Origin of the sequence: Allobosea sp. NPDC003192 (assembly GCF_050275675.1) — a bacterium.
Classification (GTDB): Bacteria; Pseudomonadota; Alphaproteobacteria; order Rhizobiales; family Beijerinckiaceae; genus Allobosea.
The window spans coordinates 107,397-122,459 of sequence record NZ_JBNNPK010000006.1 but is presented as its reverse complement, the minus strand read 5'-3'; the positions used below and the strand labels follow the sequence as shown (position 1 = coordinate 122,459).

Annotated in this window: 13 protein-coding genes; 8 read left to right on the top strand and 5 right to left on the bottom strand. The window is 65.8% G+C overall.

Annotated elements, in window-relative coordinates; all coding sequences use genetic code 11:
- Positions 1–102: 102 nt before the first annotated feature.
- On the bottom strand, positions 103–897 hold the full coding sequence (locus ACQKLX_RS10520) for a phytanoyl-CoA dioxygenase family protein (protein WP_427361530.1): 795 nt from the start codon (positions 895–897) through the stop codon (positions 103–105).
- Between the two features lie 292 nt (positions 898–1,189).
- Here ACQKLX_RS10520 and ACQKLX_RS10515 point away from each other — a divergent pair, with 292 nt between their 5' ends.
- The 6 genes from ACQKLX_RS10515 to ACQKLX_RS10490 all read left to right on the top strand — a co-directional run bounded on the left by ACQKLX_RS10515 (position 1,190) and on the right by ACQKLX_RS10490 (position 6,366).
- Positions 1,190–1,930: a metallophosphoesterase family protein gene (locus tag ACQKLX_RS10515; protein WP_427361529.1), complete on the top strand. Its 741-nt coding sequence runs from the start codon at positions 1,190–1,192 to the stop codon at positions 1,928–1,930.
- An 8-nt stretch (positions 1,931–1,938) separates the two neighbouring features.
- The gene (locus ACQKLX_RS10510; RefSeq protein ID WP_427361528.1) at positions 1,939–3,357 is read left to right on the top strand and encodes a protein kinase domain-containing protein; all 1,419 of its coding nucleotides are present in this window, start codon (positions 1,939–1,941) and stop codon (positions 3,355–3,357) included.
- Positions 3,358–3,391: 34 nt separating this feature from the next.
- Positions 3,392–3,670, top strand: a complete 279-nt coding sequence (locus tag ACQKLX_RS10505; RefSeq protein WP_427361527.1) for a type II toxin-antitoxin system ParD family antitoxin — start codon at positions 3,392–3,394, stop codon at positions 3,668–3,670.
- Entirely contained in the window at positions 3,667–3,981 is a 315-nt protein-coding gene (locus tag ACQKLX_RS10500; RefSeq protein ID WP_427361526.1) for a type II toxin-antitoxin system RelE/ParE family toxin, read from the top strand. The genes ACQKLX_RS10505 and ACQKLX_RS10500 overlap by 4 nt, the downstream gene beginning before the upstream one ends.
- A gap of 61 nt (positions 3,982–4,042) precedes the next feature.
- Positions 4,043–5,083, top strand: coding sequence for a phosphotransferase family protein (locus tag ACQKLX_RS10495; RefSeq protein WP_427361525.1), 1,041 nt, complete (start codon positions 4,043–4,045; stop codon positions 5,081–5,083).
- A gap of 11 nt (positions 5,084–5,094) precedes the next feature.
- Entirely contained in the window at positions 5,095–6,366 is a 1,272-nt protein-coding gene (locus ACQKLX_RS10490; protein ID WP_427361524.1) for an acyl-CoA dehydrogenase family protein, read from the top strand.
- Positions 6,367–6,369: 3 nt separating this feature from the next.
- Here ACQKLX_RS10490 and ACQKLX_RS10485 read toward each other — a convergent pair whose 3' ends face one another.
- On the bottom strand, positions 6,370–7,179 hold the full coding sequence (locus ACQKLX_RS10485; RefSeq protein ID WP_427361523.1) for a DUF3108 domain-containing protein: 810 nt from the start codon (positions 7,177–7,179) through the stop codon (positions 6,370–6,372).
- Between the two features lie 343 nt (positions 7,180–7,522).
- Between ACQKLX_RS10485 and ACQKLX_RS10480 the strand changes: the two genes are divergently transcribed.
- Both ACQKLX_RS10480 and ACQKLX_RS10475 read left to right on the top strand, forming a co-directional pair.
- The gene (locus ACQKLX_RS10480) at positions 7,523–8,683 is read left to right on the top strand and encodes a DUF262 domain-containing protein (RefSeq protein WP_427361522.1); all 1,161 of its coding nucleotides are present in this window, start codon (positions 7,523–7,525) and stop codon (positions 8,681–8,683) included.
- On the top strand, positions 8,680–9,375 hold the full coding sequence (locus tag ACQKLX_RS10475) for an MAE_28990/MAE_18760 family HEPN-like nuclease (RefSeq protein ID WP_427361521.1): 696 nt from the start codon (positions 8,680–8,682) through the stop codon (positions 9,373–9,375). The genes ACQKLX_RS10480 and ACQKLX_RS10475 overlap by 4 nt, the downstream gene beginning before the upstream one ends.
- Here ACQKLX_RS10475 and ACQKLX_RS10470 read toward each other — a convergent pair.
- The 3 genes from ACQKLX_RS10470 to ACQKLX_RS10460 all read right to left on the bottom strand — a co-directional run bounded on the left by ACQKLX_RS10470 (position 9,343) and on the right by ACQKLX_RS10460 (position 15,058).
- Complete coding sequence (locus ACQKLX_RS10470) at positions 9,343–10,401, bottom strand: DNA cytosine methyltransferase (protein ID WP_427361520.1); 1,059 nt, start codon at positions 10,399–10,401, stop codon at positions 9,343–9,345. The genes ACQKLX_RS10475 and ACQKLX_RS10470 overlap by 33 nt on opposite strands.
- 203 nt (positions 10,402–10,604) lie before the next feature.
- Positions 10,605–13,787 (bottom strand): efflux RND transporter permease subunit, encoded by a 3,183-nt coding sequence (locus tag ACQKLX_RS10465; protein WP_427361519.1) that lies wholly within the window; start codon positions 13,785–13,787, stop codon positions 10,605–10,607.
- Between the two features lie 80 nt (positions 13,788–13,867).
- Complete coding sequence (locus tag ACQKLX_RS10460) at positions 13,868–15,058, bottom strand: efflux RND transporter periplasmic adaptor subunit (RefSeq protein WP_427361518.1); 1,191 nt, start codon at positions 15,056–15,058, stop codon at positions 13,868–13,870.
- Positions 15,059–15,063: the final 5 nt, after the last annotated feature.

The window sequence follows — 15,063 nt, the reverse complement described above, 5'->3', positions numbered from 1 at the left end:
CTTCTCTCCACTGGGCGGTGCATGAACCGCGACAGTAGCGTTCCCGGCAGCGGCTTGTCACCACTTCGCCCGGGGCCAAGGCCCGGGCGAAGTGGCGCAGGCTCAGAGAGCCTGCCGGATCGCGGCCTCAACGGGCGAGCATGTCCCGTCCGGCCGGTCGAGGCTCAACGGCTCGCGCGGCAGTAGCGGAGGCTGCGCCATGAAGCGCGGCGTCTTGCCGCGATGCGGTTGCGCCGAATGCACCAGGAAGGGATGGCAAAGATAGACCGTCCCTGCCTGCCCCGTCGCCAGCACCTCCTTGCGCCCGGTGCTGCCAGCGAAGCCATCGGCAGCCAGCTCACGCAGCGACAACCCGGCCTCGCCTGCCGGCGCGAGTTGGCGGGCGATGTCCTGGTGCGAGCCAACCCTGATACGGGTCGGCGCGTCGCCCTCGCCGATATCCGAGAACAGGAAGAGCATCAGAAGCGCCCTGCCCTTCGAGGCGAGATTGACGCGCCAGTTCATGAAGTCGGGATCGTCGAAGCCAAAGCTGACATCGACATGCCAGCCGGTATCGCCCGGATCCTCCGGCGACGGAAAGCGCACCGGGAAGGTGCCCATGGCGCGGCAAGGCAGCCAACGCCCGACACCGACGAGCCGGTCGAAGGCACCGCGCAGCCGCGGCGTGTTCGCCGCAGCGACGAACGGCGCGTCTGTGTACATGCCGAGCCGGATCACCGGCTTGGTCCAGCTCGCCGGATCATCGGGATCGCAGCCGAGATCGCGCCAGAGGATGGCGCGGGCCTGCTCCGCCAGCACCGGAGGAAACGCACCGTCGAGCCGAACGAAGCCGCGCTCGACGAAATGGGCGATCTGCGCGTCGTCGAGGACGCGCGCACCGAGTTCAGGGTGAGTCATTGATGGTGTGTCTTTCGCTATCGGCCAGCCGAGACGCCCGCCACGCGGGCAGGCTGGCAAGGGACCTTCGGATGCGGGGCACCCGTTGCCGGGCCGGAGCGCAAAGCGCAGCCGGGACCGCAGGAAGGTCAGGCGAGGAAGACGGCGAACATCATCATGGTTCGGGCACTATCGCAGCCGAGCCGAGCACGATCAACCCACGAGCAACCGCCTGAGCCGAAAGGCGCGCTGGCCAAGCTGGCTTCGGCACTGCCACGATGCGGGCTTCCCCGGATTCGGGCCCGGACATTGAATGCGGATCGCCATCCTCTCCGACATCCATGCCAACCGCGAGGCATTCGAGGCGGTGCTGGGTGCCGTGCGCCGGCTGGCGCCGGACCGGCTGGTGCTGCTTGGCGATATCGTCGGCTACGGCCCCGAACCCGGCTTCTGCGTCGATGTGGCGCGCGAGCTCGTCGCGGCGGGTGCCATCTGCATCCGCGGCAATCATGACGACGCCGCCGTGCACGGCCCCGCCGGCATGACGCCGAATGCGCATGAGGCGGCGCTGTGGACCAGGGCCCAGCTCAGCGCCGAGCAGAGCGCGTTCCTGGGTGCCCTGCCGCTGACGGCCGAGCTCGACGGCGTGTTCTTCGTCCACGCCAGCGCCCACGATCCCGCCGCCTGGCCCTATGTCCGCGACCTGCGCGGGGCCGAGGCCTGCCTCGCCGCGACCGACGCGAGCATCGTCGTCTGCGGCCATACCCATCTGCCAACGATCTTCTACGCCAGGGCCGGGCGCGAGCCGGTGGCGTTCATTCCGCTACGCAATGTGCCGGCACCGCTCTCGGCCGTGCACCGCCACGTGGTCGTGGTCGGCGCCGTCGGCCAGCCGCGCGACGGCGATCCGGCCGCCTGTTTCGCGCTGCTGGATACGCGGGGGCGCGAGGTCACGATGATGCGCGTGCCCTATGACAGCCAGGACACCGCGCGGAAGATCAAAGCGTCCGGCCTGCCGGACTGGCTCGGCCTGCGCTTGCAGATCGGCAGATAGGAGTTCGGATGGAACGGCCCGGGACCGGCTCGGTCATCGATGGCTTCACGCTCGGCGAGCGCTTGAAGGCCGGCGGCATGGCAACGCTCTGGCACGCCACCCACCCGGCTCATCCTGGCCCGCTCGTGGTGAAGATCCCTGTGCTCGACCCCGGCGCCGACGTCTCGGCCATCGTCGGTTACGAGACCGAGGTGCTGATCCACAAGCGCCTGTCGGGACCGCATGTGCCGCACTTCGTCGCCTCTGGCGACCTCGCCCATATCCCCTTCATCGCCATGGGCTTCGTCGCCGGGACAAGCCTGGCCGAGCGGATCAAGCAGGCGCCCCTGCCCTTCGCCGAAGTGCAGCGCATCGGTCTCGCGATCGCGACGGCGCTGGCCGATCTGCACCGGCAGAACGTCGTCCATCTCGACCTCAAGCCGGAGAACGTGATCCTGACCGACAAGGGCGCGGTGCTGCTCGATTTCGGCCTCGCCCGCCATGCCGAACTGCCGGATCTGCTTGGTGAGGAAAGTTCCGAGCCGATGGGGACATCGGCCTATATCGCGCCCGAGCAAGTCCTGGGCGAGCGTTCCGACCCGGCGAGCGACCTCTTCGCGCTCGGCTGCCTGCTCTACCAGATGGCTGCGGGCGAGGAGCCGTTCGGGTGGCCCAAGACCGTGCCCGGCATGAAGCGACGGCTCTATCACGCGCCGAAACCCCTGCGTGCCCTCAATCCGCAGGCTCCGGCCTGGCTCGAGGAAATCGTCGCGCGCTGCCTGGAGGTCGATCGCGGCCGGCGTTATGCCGATGCCGGCAAGCTCGCCTTCGATCTGCGCCATCCCGAGCAGGTCACCATCTCGCGCAAGCGCCGCACAACAGAAGAACGTAGCTTCGGCAAGCGACTGGTCGACCTGTTCCAGAAGCGTGACGAGGCTGATGTCACCGGCGCGCCTACGGTGGCGCGGCGCAAGGCCGGGCCTTCGATCGTGCTGACGGCGGTCGATCTCGCCGAGGGTCTGGATGCGCTCGCGGCAGCGATCCTGGCCGAAACCAGCCGGTTGCTGGCGGCCCGGCCGGATTCATCGCTCGCCTGCCTGACGGTGCTGAAAACCGAGATCATCGGCGAGACCAAGACCGTCGATGCCGAGGGTCGCTCGCTCTATATCGGCCGGTTGGTGGCGCTGAAAGACTGGGCACGGCCGCTGCATCTGCCGGAGGATCGGGTCAGCTACCATGTCATCGAGGCGGTCAGCGCCGCCGACGCGATCCTGCGCTATGCCGAGCACAACGACATCGACCATATCGTGCTCGGCGCCCGCACTTCCTCGGCGGTGCGCCGCCATCTCGGCAGCGTTTCAACCAAGGTCGTGGCGGAAGCGCTGTGCTCGGTTTCAGTGGTCCGGGTGAAGACTGGAGCAGGCGAGAAGGATCGCGAGCAGGATTAAATCGTGCTAAGAGCGAAACCAATCGGAGGTCTTCATGCGCACGACCCAATCTCTCAGCATCACGCTGCCGCATGAGATGGCGCAGATGGTGAAGTCCAAAGTCGCCTCGGGCGAGTACGCCAGCGAAAGCGAGGTCATCCGCGACGGTTTGCGCGTGCTCGCCGCCCGCGATCAGGCCGTCGACAATTGGCTGCGCGAGGAGGTCCTGCCGGTCTACGATGAGATTTCCGCCGATCCGAGCAAGACCGTGCCAGCGGACGAGGCCTGGGCCCAAATCGAAGCGCATATCGGCCGCAAGACCGGTGGCGCATGAGCATTCGGGTTGGCTTCTCCCAGCGGGCGATCGCCAACCTTCAGGGCATCTACGACTACATCGCGCCGCGAGGTGGCGAGCGGAACGCACGCGACTATGTCGCCCGCCTCCACACCTGCTGCCTCGACTTCCGGACCTTTCCCGAACGAGGCGTCCGCCGCGACGATCTGCGTCCGGGTTTGAGGCTGATCGGCTACCGCAGACAAGCAACCATTGCCTTCGCCGTGCTCGGCAATGACCTGACGATCCTTCGGGTCTTTCAGCGCGGGCGCGACATCGAGGTGCTGCTTAAGGACGACGCCCCGATTTGAGCGCATCCGCCATGTGCTAGCCGCGTTGACCTCCCCGCCTCTCCTTCCGAATATGCCGGACATGCCGGCTGCCTCCTCCGCCCCGCCCGAATTCGATCCTGCCCGGCTGGGCGCCTTCCTGCGCTCTGCACTGCCCGGCCGCACTGCCGGAGGCATGACGATCGAGCGGATCAGCGGCGGCCAGTCGAATCCGACCTTCTTCGTCTCCTATCCCGACGCCGGCACAGGGCTCGTCCTGCGCAAGAAGCCGCCGGGACCGCTGCTGCCCTCGGCCCATGCGGTCGAGCGCGAATATCGCATCCTGAAGGCGCTCGCTGGCTCGGCCGTGCCGGTGCCGCCCGTCTTGCTGCTGCATGAGGCCGACGATGTCGTCGGTACACCCTTCTACCTGATGGAACGGCTGGAGGGCCGCGTCTTCCACGACACCGCTTTGCCTGGCGTCGCCCCCGACGAGCGGCGCGCCATGTATTTCGCCATGGCCGAGGCGCTGGCGGCGCTGCACGGCTTCGACTGGCAGGGCGCCGGCCTCGGCAATTTCGGCAAACCCGGCAATTACTACGCCCGCCAGTTGGCGCGCTGGGGCCGGCAATGGCGCGAGACCCGAACGCGCGAGATTCCGGCGATCGACCGAGTGATCGACTGGCTCGGCAGCCAGCTCGACGAGACACCGGACACCACCATCGTCCATGGCGATTTCCGGCTCGGCAACCTGATGTTCGCGCCATCGGAGCCGAGGGTCGTCGCGGTGCTCGACTGGGAGCTCTCGACGCTCGGACACCCGCTCTCCGACGTCGCCTTCTCGTGTCTGCCCTGGCATTCGACACCGGACATGTATGCCGGCATCGTCGGGCTCGACCGCGAGGCGCTGGGGATACCGACGCAGGACGAGTACATCGCCCGCTATTGTGCCGCCGCCGGGCGGGCGCAGGGGCCGGGTCGCTTCCACCTCGCCTTCTCGCTGTTCCGCTTCGCCGTCATCCTCGACGGCATTGCGGCGCGAGCGAAGACCGGGAACGCCGCCGCCGAGAATGCGGTGGCGGTCGGCGCGATGGCAGAGAGCTTTGCGCAGCGCGCGGAAGCGCTGATCGACCAGACGAACTGACGAGGGACGCCATGGATTTCGCCTATTCGGCCAGGGTCGAGGAGCTGCGCGCGAAGCTGCAGGCCTTCATGGATGCCCATATCCAGTCGGCCGACGCCGCCTGGAAGCACGAGGTCGAGGCGGGCCGCTACCCCACCGCGCTGATCGACAGCCTCAAGGCTAAGGCGAAGGCGGAAGGGCTCTGGAACCTCTTCCTGCCGGCGCTCAAGGCCGACGAGCCCGGCACGCGGCTGACCAATCTCGAATACGCCCCGCTCGCCGAGATCATGGGCCGGTTCTACTGGTCCTCGGAGGTGTTCAACTGCAACGCCCCCGACACCGGCAACATGGAAATCCTGCACATGTTCGCGACGCCTGAGCAGCGCGAACGCTGGCTGAACCCGCTGCTCGCCGGCAAGATCCGCTCCTGCGTCGGCATCACCGAGCCGGGCGTCGCCTCCTCCGACCCGACCAACCTGCAGACCACCATCATCCGCGACGGCGACCATTACGTCGTCAACGGCCGCAAATGGTGGACGACCGGGGCGCTGCACCCCAACGTCAAGTTCTGCATCGTCATGGGCCTGTCCGATCCGCGGCCCGAGGCCGATCCGCACAAGCGCCACAGCATGATCATCGTGCCGATGGATTCGCCCGGCCTATCGGTGATGCGCAATTTGCCGCTGCTGAACCATTACTCGATCGAGGGCCATACCGAGACCGACTTCACCAATGTGCGCGTGCCGGCGGCGAACCTGCTCGGCGAGGAAGGCGCAGGGTTCGCCCTGGCGCAGGCGCGGCTCGGGCCGGGGCGCATCCACCATTGCATGCGCACGATCGGCCAATGCGAGGTCGCGCTCGAACTGATGGTCGAGCGGGCGCTGGAGCGAAAGGCCTTCGGCCGCAACCTTGCCGACTACGCCAATGTCCAGGACTGGATCGCCGAAGGGCGCATGGAAATCGACCAGGCCCGCCTGCTCTGCCTGCGCGCCGCCTGGATGATGGACAAGCACGGCAACAAGGCCGCCCGCACCGAGGTCTCCGCGATCAAGGTCGCGGCGACGCGCCTGCAGACGAAGATCGCCGACCGGGCGATGCAGGTGTTTGGCGCCGGCGGGCTCTCCAACGATACCCCCCTCGCCTTCATCTACTCCTGGGGCCGGGCCCTGCGCTTCATCGACGGGCCGGACGAGGTCCATCTCCGCACCATCGCCCGCGCCGAGATCAGGAAGCGCAAGGAGAGCAACCGCAGCACCTTCGCGGAACAGGGTGTGGTGCGGCCATGGGTGAAGGGAGCGAGCTAGCTCTCAATCGGCCGCGACAGGCGGTCCGGCGAGCTGGACCGCGACGGTGCCGAACCAGCGCGTCTCGACCTCGAAGCGCAGGGGCACGGGAAACTCGCCGCCCTCGCGCAGCGCGATCAGGACCGAGCCCTTCAGGGGCCGCATCGCCGCCTCGCGATCATCGTCATGCCGGAAGCCGGCGATGGTCCGGACGGTGAAGCCGCAGGTCAGCCCGCGGCCGTTCAACGGGCCCTGGTCGCTGACCTGCACCTTGGCCGAGGAGGTCATGACCGCGACCGAGCGGCGGCGGCCGTCATAGATCGCCGTCGAGCCGTCGCAGCTTTCCGTCTCCGCTACCTTCCGAAGCATCCCGGCGACGCCCGAGAGCGAGTCGACGGTGCCGCGGATCAGTTCGGGCGGGACGGCCTCGCGATCCTCGTTCGACGGTTCCTGCCGCCGGATCGTCGGCACGCCGCGCGGATAGTGCATCTCGCTGACATAGGTGCGGCCACGCCATGAGCCGTTCGCCTGGTAGAGCCGCGGCTCGGGACCGCCGCGGCCCCAGCGGCCTTCGACCTTGCCGGATTGCTCGGCCGCCCCGACGAGCTGGGCCGCCCGGTAGGGGCGCGTGCGGATCTCAATGCGATAGCCGGCGCGATCCAGCAGCGAGGTCACCTCGATCTCGCCGAGCGTGACCCCGCCCAGCACCGTGACATCGTAGCGAAGGCGCAGCTCGCGCGCCGAGGCGGCCGAGGGCGCGGCGCAGGCGAGCGCCCCGACGATCAGGGCGCCTGCCGCGATGGCCCTGGCCTGTCTCGATGCGATGCCGGTCAAGGAACTCTCCTCCCGTCGCGCTCGGGCGATGTCCTGTTTTAGCGTGAACGACGAGAGCCCCGCCATGCACGAAGGCGCGACGGGGTGCGGGCGCGAGGCGCGGCGGTGCAAGGCTGCAGTGCGGGCGGGCTATCCAACGACACGCCGCTGGGCTTCATCGACTCCTCAGGCCGGGTCCTGCGCACCATCGCGCGGGCGGAGATCAAGAGGCGCAAGGAGAGCAACCGCAGCGCGTTGCTGAGCAGGGGATTGTGTGGCCTTGAATGAAGGTGGTGGGGTAGCATCGTCCTTCGTAACGTCGTGTAAGCTCCTGGAAACGGATCGCGAATCGAGGATTGGAAAGATGCAAGAGAGCCCGGACGACGAGGAATTAAACTTCTTGGATCCACGCTCCGATTCGGGTTCCTCAAAAAAAGAACCGGAAATAGCAGCAGCGGAAGCGCAAATTATCCAAAATATAAAGGACGTCAGGTATATCGTCAGAGAATATCCCATCTCCGTCGTTGTATCTATGTTTCTGAATGGCTTAGAAGACGACAAGAATGAGATATTTATTCCTGACTATCAACGCGATCTGATCTGGCCAGATAAGAACCAATCTCGATTTGTTGAATCCTTGCTCATAGGACTTCCTGTACCTTTCATCTTCGTGGCGGATGCCAACGCTATCGATGAACCCGACAAGGCCGGACGCTTAGAGATCGTCGATGGTGTGCAGCGCATTCGGACACTCGTCCGTTTTCTCACGGGTGATCTCGTACTATCGGACTTGGAAAAGCTCCCGCTTCTGAATGACTTTACTTTCCACGACCTCCCTCCCTCTCGACAGAGACGATTCAAGAGGGTGACGCTGAGGTTGATTGAGCTTACCGAGACAGTCGGAGAGGACGTGCGGAGGGACATGTTCGACCGCATCAACACCGGCTCCGTCGGTCTTGAGGCCGTCGAGGTCAGAAGGGGTATGCGTCCTGGGCCGTTTCTCGACTTGGTCAGTGTATTGGCCAAGGACCCGGCCCTCCATAGCCTTGCGCCGGTGTCGACAGCCTTACAAAAGCGGTTCGAGTACGAGGAACTCGTCACAAGGTTTTTTGCTTTCCTCGACCGGTACGAAAACTATGGTCGAGGGCCGGAAGGGAAGGTCGTCAAAGACTTCCTGATGTCCTACGTCTTGGATACCAACGCCGAACTTGCTTCCGACGGCGGCACCGCCAAGCGGGAGGTGATGGAAGCAGAATGGCATCGCATGCTGGCGTTCATCGGCAAGAATTTTCCCGGCGGCTTTAAAAAGGCGGGGCCCGGACGGAAGGTGCCGCGCGTCCGGTTTGAGGCCCTAGCGGTCGGCGTGGCGCTGGCGCTTCGCGAAGATCCGAATCTCGTGCCTAGCGACGTTTCCTGGCTCAATGGCGAAGAGTTTAAGAAGAGGACGACCACCGACGCTTCGAACAACCGCTCCAATCTGGTCGGAAGGTTGGAGTTCGTGCGCGACCGGTTGCTGGGACGATGAGCAACGGCCTTCAGTCCGATTTCCAAACCCGCACGCGGCAGGTTCGGCATTATCTTTCCATCCTCGTCGCCATCGAGCGGATTACGCCGCTGGGAAGAGCGACAAGGACTCAGGAAGGGAGATTGCTGACAGCCAGAGCCGGTGTCTTTCTCGTTCTCTATAATCTAGTTGAGGCTACGACCCGCAACACGATCGAGGCGATCCACGACCGTATTGCGACAGAGACCGTGCCGTTTGAGGAACTATCGGCGTCTTTGCGACGGGAGGCGATGAAGCGTTTTCGGACACGCCTGGACCCAGAGGCTCATTACGGAGCGACAGACCTCGCACGTGCGTTCGTCGGAATCGCCTTGGAAGGTGGAATCAGCCTCTCGGGCAACGTAGACGCCCGCCACATCCGCGAGCTTGCCGAAGTCTACGGATTTTCGCATTCGGCACCGAGTCACACATGGGGTGGCTCCGATCTCGTGACCGTTAAAAACAATCGGAATAATTTGGCGCATGGGCGAGTCACATTCGAGGACGTCGGCCGCGATTACGGAATTGAGCAAATCCGTGGCCTGAGCCTGCGTACGCTCGGCTACATGCGCGCCATCTTGGGCAACGTTACGCAGTTTTTGGACGAGCGCCGATATCTGCACACCGAACCGCGACCTGCCTCACAAGGCCCCGCGCGTCTCCTCGACGTGTGAGAGGATGGCTTGGCCGATGGCTTGGGCTAGTGCTGGAGGAACCGCGTTACCGATCAGACGTCCTATCTCGCGGAAGTTGAGCTTGCGATTCTGAGGAGCGAACTCAAAACCTTCTGGGAAAGATTGCAAGATCGCCCCCTCTCGCAGAGTGATGGCGCGATCCTGCTCGGGATGGCCGAAGCGCCCGTTTCCGAAGCCGTAGAATTGCGTAGTGATCGTTGGAGACGGCTTTTCCCAAGCCATTCTGCCATAGACCGAGGGGTAGGTCCTGCCACGCGAAGTCGTGTGGCACTTCACGCGCATCTCATCAGGCCAATCGCGCCAGGTGCCGGACGGTTTGGACGCTCTGATGCGGGCGAGATTAGCAGGGGTCAGCGCACGCGACGAATGAAGTGGGTCGCGCTCGTGAGACGCCCCAGCATCAACATCTGGGAGCTTCCCGATAGCCTCGCGTACATTAATCGTGCGCTCCAAGGGCTTTGGTAGAGCGATCTCGCCGAGGCGCGACCCCAGTAATACGAGTCGCCGCCGCGCCTGCGGGACGCCGTAACGCGACGCGTCCAGCACATCCCAGCTGACGCTATACCCCAGGTTGCGCAGGCGTCCCACAAAGTCATGCCATAGCGGCAATTGTGCTAGTCGAGGGACGTTTTCCAGAGTTACCAGCTCAGGACGTGACTCTTCAACGAGGCGTGCGAACTCAAGTAGAAGCTGCCAACGCCCATCTATGTCTCTACGCTTGGTCGTATAGCCCGAAAAGGGCTGGCATGGCGCGCAACCAGCTAAAAGGCGCACCGAGCCGTCGCCGAACATCGATGCAATTTTCTCTCCGTCAAGGTCGGCAACGTCTTCCTCAAAGAAGCGCGCACCAATGTTCGTTTCGAAGGGAAAGCGGCATGCGGGATCGACATCGACACCAGCTACAATCTCGATGCCGCTACGCTGAAGTCCCAGCGACAGTCCCGCGGCCCCGCAGAACAGGTCAATTGCCCTCACCGCGGGGCGTGAACAAGAAAACGAATCCATCTGAGACACTCCGCCATGATCTTAGCGCGAGCGCACGCAAAAATCGATCGCGGTTCACCACGAGATTCACACTGCTCAAATGCTGAGCGGCAGTTTGCTCCGAAGCCACCCGACGGATGCCCGAAAAGTCCCGCCATGCACTCGGCATGACGGGGCCTTAGAAAAAAGGCCGGCAGGGTAGCGACCACCCCGCCGGCTACCCACTACGCCGCCTCAGCCATCTCCCCCTTCCCCTCTACCCCATGCTGGCGCAGGGGCTTATTCCCCGACAGCTTCCGCATCAGCACGTAGAAGACCGGGGTCAGGAAGATGCCGAAGGCGGTGACGCCGATCATGCCGGCGAAGACCGCGATGCCCATGGCCTGGCGCATCTCGGCGCCCGCCCCGGTCGAGAGCACCAGCGGCACCACGCCCATGACGAAGGCCAGCGAGGTCATCAGGATCGGCCGCAGGCGCAGGCGGCTGGCCTCGATCGCGGCCTCGACCGGCGTGCGGCCCTCGAATTCGAGCTCGCGCGCGAATTCGACGATCAGGATGGCGTTCTTGGCCGATAGTCCGACCAGGACGACGAGGCCGATCTGGGTGAAGACGTTGTTGTCGCCGCCGCTCCACCAGACGCCGGCCATCGCCGCGAGCAGGCCCATCGGGATGATCAAGAGGATCGCGACCGGCAGGGTCAGGCTCTCATACTGCGCCGCCAGCACCAGGAAGACGAGCAGGATCGCGACCGGGAAGACCAGGATGGCGGAATTGCCGGCCAGGATCTCCTGATAGGTCAGCTCGGTCCATTCGAAGGCGAAGCCCTTGGGCAGGGTCTCGTTGGCGATGCGGGTGACGGCGTCCTGCGCCTGGCCCGAGGAGAAGCCCGGGGCCGGGCCGGCATTGATGTCGGCGCTGAGGAAGCCGTTATAGCGCATGGCCCGTTCGGGGCCGGCATCGGTGCGCACGTTGAGCACGGCCGAGAGCGGCACCATCTCGCCCGAATTCGAGCGGACCTTGAGCTTGCCGATGTCCTCCTGATAGGCGCGGTAGGGCGCATCGGCCTGGACGCGCACCGTGTAGGTGCGGCCGAACTTGTTGAAGTCGTTCACATAGGACGATCCCAGATAGATCTGCAGCGTCTCGAAGACATCGGTGACGGGAACGCCGAGCTGGCGCGCCTTGGTGCGGTCGATGTCGGCATAGAGCTGCGGCACGTTGACCTGGAAGCTCGAGAACATGCCGGCAAGCTCGGGCGCCGTCGCGGCCTTGGCCATGAAGGCCTTGGTCGCCTCGTCGAGCGCCTTGTAGCCGAGGCCGGCGCGATCCTCGATCTGCAGCTTGAAGCCGCCGATGGTGCCGAGACCCTGCACGGGCGGCGGCGGGAACATCGCGATGAACGCCTCCTTGATGCCGGCGAACTCCTTGTTGAGCTGCATGGCGATGGCGTTGCCGGAGAGCGAGGGGTCCTTGCGCTGGTCGAAGGGCTTCAGGCCGACGAAGACGATGCCGGCATTGGACGAGTTGGTGAAGCCGTTGATCGACAGGCCCGGGAAGGAGATCGCGTTCTCGACGCCGGGGTGCTTCAGGGCGATCGCGTCCATCTTGCGGATGACGTCCTCGGTGCGGTCGAGCGTCGCCGCGTCGGGCAGCTGGGCGAAGCCGACGAGGTACTGCTTGTCCTGGCCCGGCACGAAGCCTGACGGCACCTTCTGGAAGAGCAGGACGGTCAGGCCGACGAGGCCGGCATAGACCACGAGCATCACGGTCTTGCGGCCGAGGATGCGGGTGACGCCGCCGCCATAGGCCTCCGACGACCGGTTGAAGAAGCGGTTGAAGCCGCGGAAGAACCAACCGAACAGCTTGTCCATGACGCGGGTCAGCGCATCCTTGGGCGCGTCATGGCCGCGCAGCAGCAGGGCGGCGAGCGCCGGCGACAGCGTCAGCGAGTTGATCGCCGAGATCACCGTCGAGATCGCGATGGTGAGCGCGAACTGGCGGTAGAACTGGCCGGTCAGGCCGGAGATGAAGGCGAGCGGCACGAAGACCGCGACGAGGACGAGCGCGATCGCGATGATCGGGCCGGAGACCTCGCGCATCGCCTTGTAGGTCGCTTCGCGCGGCGAGAGGCCGTTCTCGATGTTGCGCTCGACATTCTCGACCACGACGATCGCGTCGTCGACGACGATGCCGATCGCCAGCACCAGGCCGAACAGGGAGAGCGCGTTGATCGAGAAGCCGAAGAGGTACATCACCGCGAAGGTGCCGACGACCGAGATCGGCACGGCAACGAGCGGGATGATCGAGGCGCGCCAGGTCTGCAGGAAGACGATGACGACGAGCACGACCAGCGCGATCGCCTCGAGCAGCGTCGAGATCACCGCCTTGATCGAGGCGCGCACGAACTGGGTGGTGTCGTAGACGATCGAGTAGTCGACGCCCTCGGGCATGTTCTGCTTGATCTCGCGCATCGTCTCCTGGACGCGGTCGGCGATGGCGATGGCGTTCGAGTTCGGCGCCTGGAAGACCGGCACGGCCACGGCCGACTTGCCGTTGAGCAGCGAGCGCAGCGCGTATTCGGCGGCGCCGAGCTCGATGCGGGAGACGTCCTTCAGGCGCACGACCGCACCGCTCGGAGCGGTCTTGACGATGATCTCGCCGAACTCCTCCTCGCTGGCGAGGCGACCCTGGGCGTTGACCGAGAGCTGCAGGTCGAGCCCCGGCCCGCTCGGCGAGGCGCCGATGACGCCGGCCGCGGCCTGGACGTTCTGGGCCCGGATCTCGCGGACGATGTCGGAAGGCGAGAGGCCGTGCTCGGCGACCTTCTGCGGGTCGAGCCAGACGCGCATCGAATAGTCGCCCGAGCCGAAAAGCTGTACCTGGCCGACGCCGTCGATGCGCGCCAGCCGGTCCTTGACGTTGAGGACGGCGTAGTTGCGCAGATAGGTCATGTCGTAGCGGCCGTTCGGCGAGGTGATGTGCACCACCATCGTCAGGTCCGGCGAGCTCTTGATCGTGGTGACGCCGAGGCGGCGCACCTCTTCCGGCAGGCGCGGCTCCGCCTGGGAGACCCGGTTCTGGACCAGCTGCTGAGCCTTGTCCGGGTCGGTGCCGAGCTTGAAGGTGACGTTCAGCGTCATCACGCCGTCGGTGGTCGCCTGGCTCGACATGTAGAGCATGCCCTCGACGCCGTTGATCTGCTCCTCGATCGGCGTCGCCACGGTCTCGGCGATGACGCGGGGATTGGCGCCGGGATATTGCGCGCGCACCACCACGGTCGGCGGCACGACCTCGGGATATTCCGAGATCGGCAGCGCCCGCAGCGCCAGCAGGCCGGCGAGGAAGATCAGGACGGAGAGGACGCCGGCGAAGATCGGCCGGTCGATGAAGAACTTCGAGAGGTTCATGGGGGTGCCCCTTCAAGGCGGCGGCCTCGCCGGTCCCGAAGCGGCCGGCGGGGCGATAGAACTGGGAAGGGCTGGCGCGCTCAGCGCTGCGCGAGCTCGGTCTTGGGCTTCTTCAATTCGGAGCGCTCGGCCATCGGCACCTGCTCGGGGGCGACGGAGGCGCCCGGGCGGATGCGCTGCAGGCCGTTGACGACGATCTGCTCGCCGGCTTCGAGCCCGCTGGTGACGATGCGCAGCCCCTCGGCGGCGGTGCCGAGGGTGACCTCGCGCCACTGCGCCTTGTGGTCCTTGCCGACGACGAAGACGAACTTCTTGTTCTGGTCGGTGCCGACGGCGCGCTCGTTGATGACCAGGGCCGGCTCGCTCCTGGCCTGGCCCATGCGCAGGCGCACGAACTGGCCGGGCATCAGCGCGCCATCCTTGTTGTCGAAGATGGCGCGGACGCGGACCGTGCCGGTCGCGGCGTCGATGCCGTTGTCGACGAAGTTGAGATGGCCGGAGATCGGCGCGGCCTCGTTCGTTGCCGTGGTCATCTGCACCGGGATGCGCTTGAGATCGCGCGGCTTGCCCGCCTCAGCCGGCAGGGTGGCCAGCGCCCTGAGCAGCGAGCCCTCGTCGGCATTGAAGCCGGCATAGACCGGATCGACCGAGACCAGCGTCGTCAGCAGCGGCGCATTGGCGCCGGCGGCGACGAGGTTGCCGACGGTGACTTCCAGCCGGCCGATGCGGCCGCCGATCGGGGCGCGGATCTGGGTGTAGTCGAGGTTGAGCCTCGCCGACTGCAGGGCGGCGCGGGCGGCGCGCTCGTTCGCCTGCGCCTCGCGCAGGGCATTCAGCCTGGCGTCGAGATCACGCTGCGAGACGTTCTGCGTCGACATCAGCTTCTGGCCGCGCTCATGCTCGTTCTGGGCGAGCGCGACGCGGGCCTCGGCGGCGAGCAACTGCGCCTGGGCACGCTCGAACTCGGCCTGGTAGGGCGCCTGGTCGATGCTGACGAGCAGGTCGCCCTGCTTGACCAGCGCGCCTTGCGAGAAGTGCACCTGCTCGACCACGCCGGAGACGCGCGAGCGGATCTCGACGCGCTCGATCGCCTCGAGCCGGCCGGAGAATTCGGCCCAGCTGACCAGCTCGCGCTGCTCGACGACAGCGACAGAAACAGGAGTCGCGGCCGGCGCGGCGGGGGCGGTGTCGCCCTGCGCCTTGTCGGAACCATGGACGGCGACGGCCAGCGCCGCGAGCGAGACGCCGGCGGCGAAAGTAACGCCCAACATGGCAT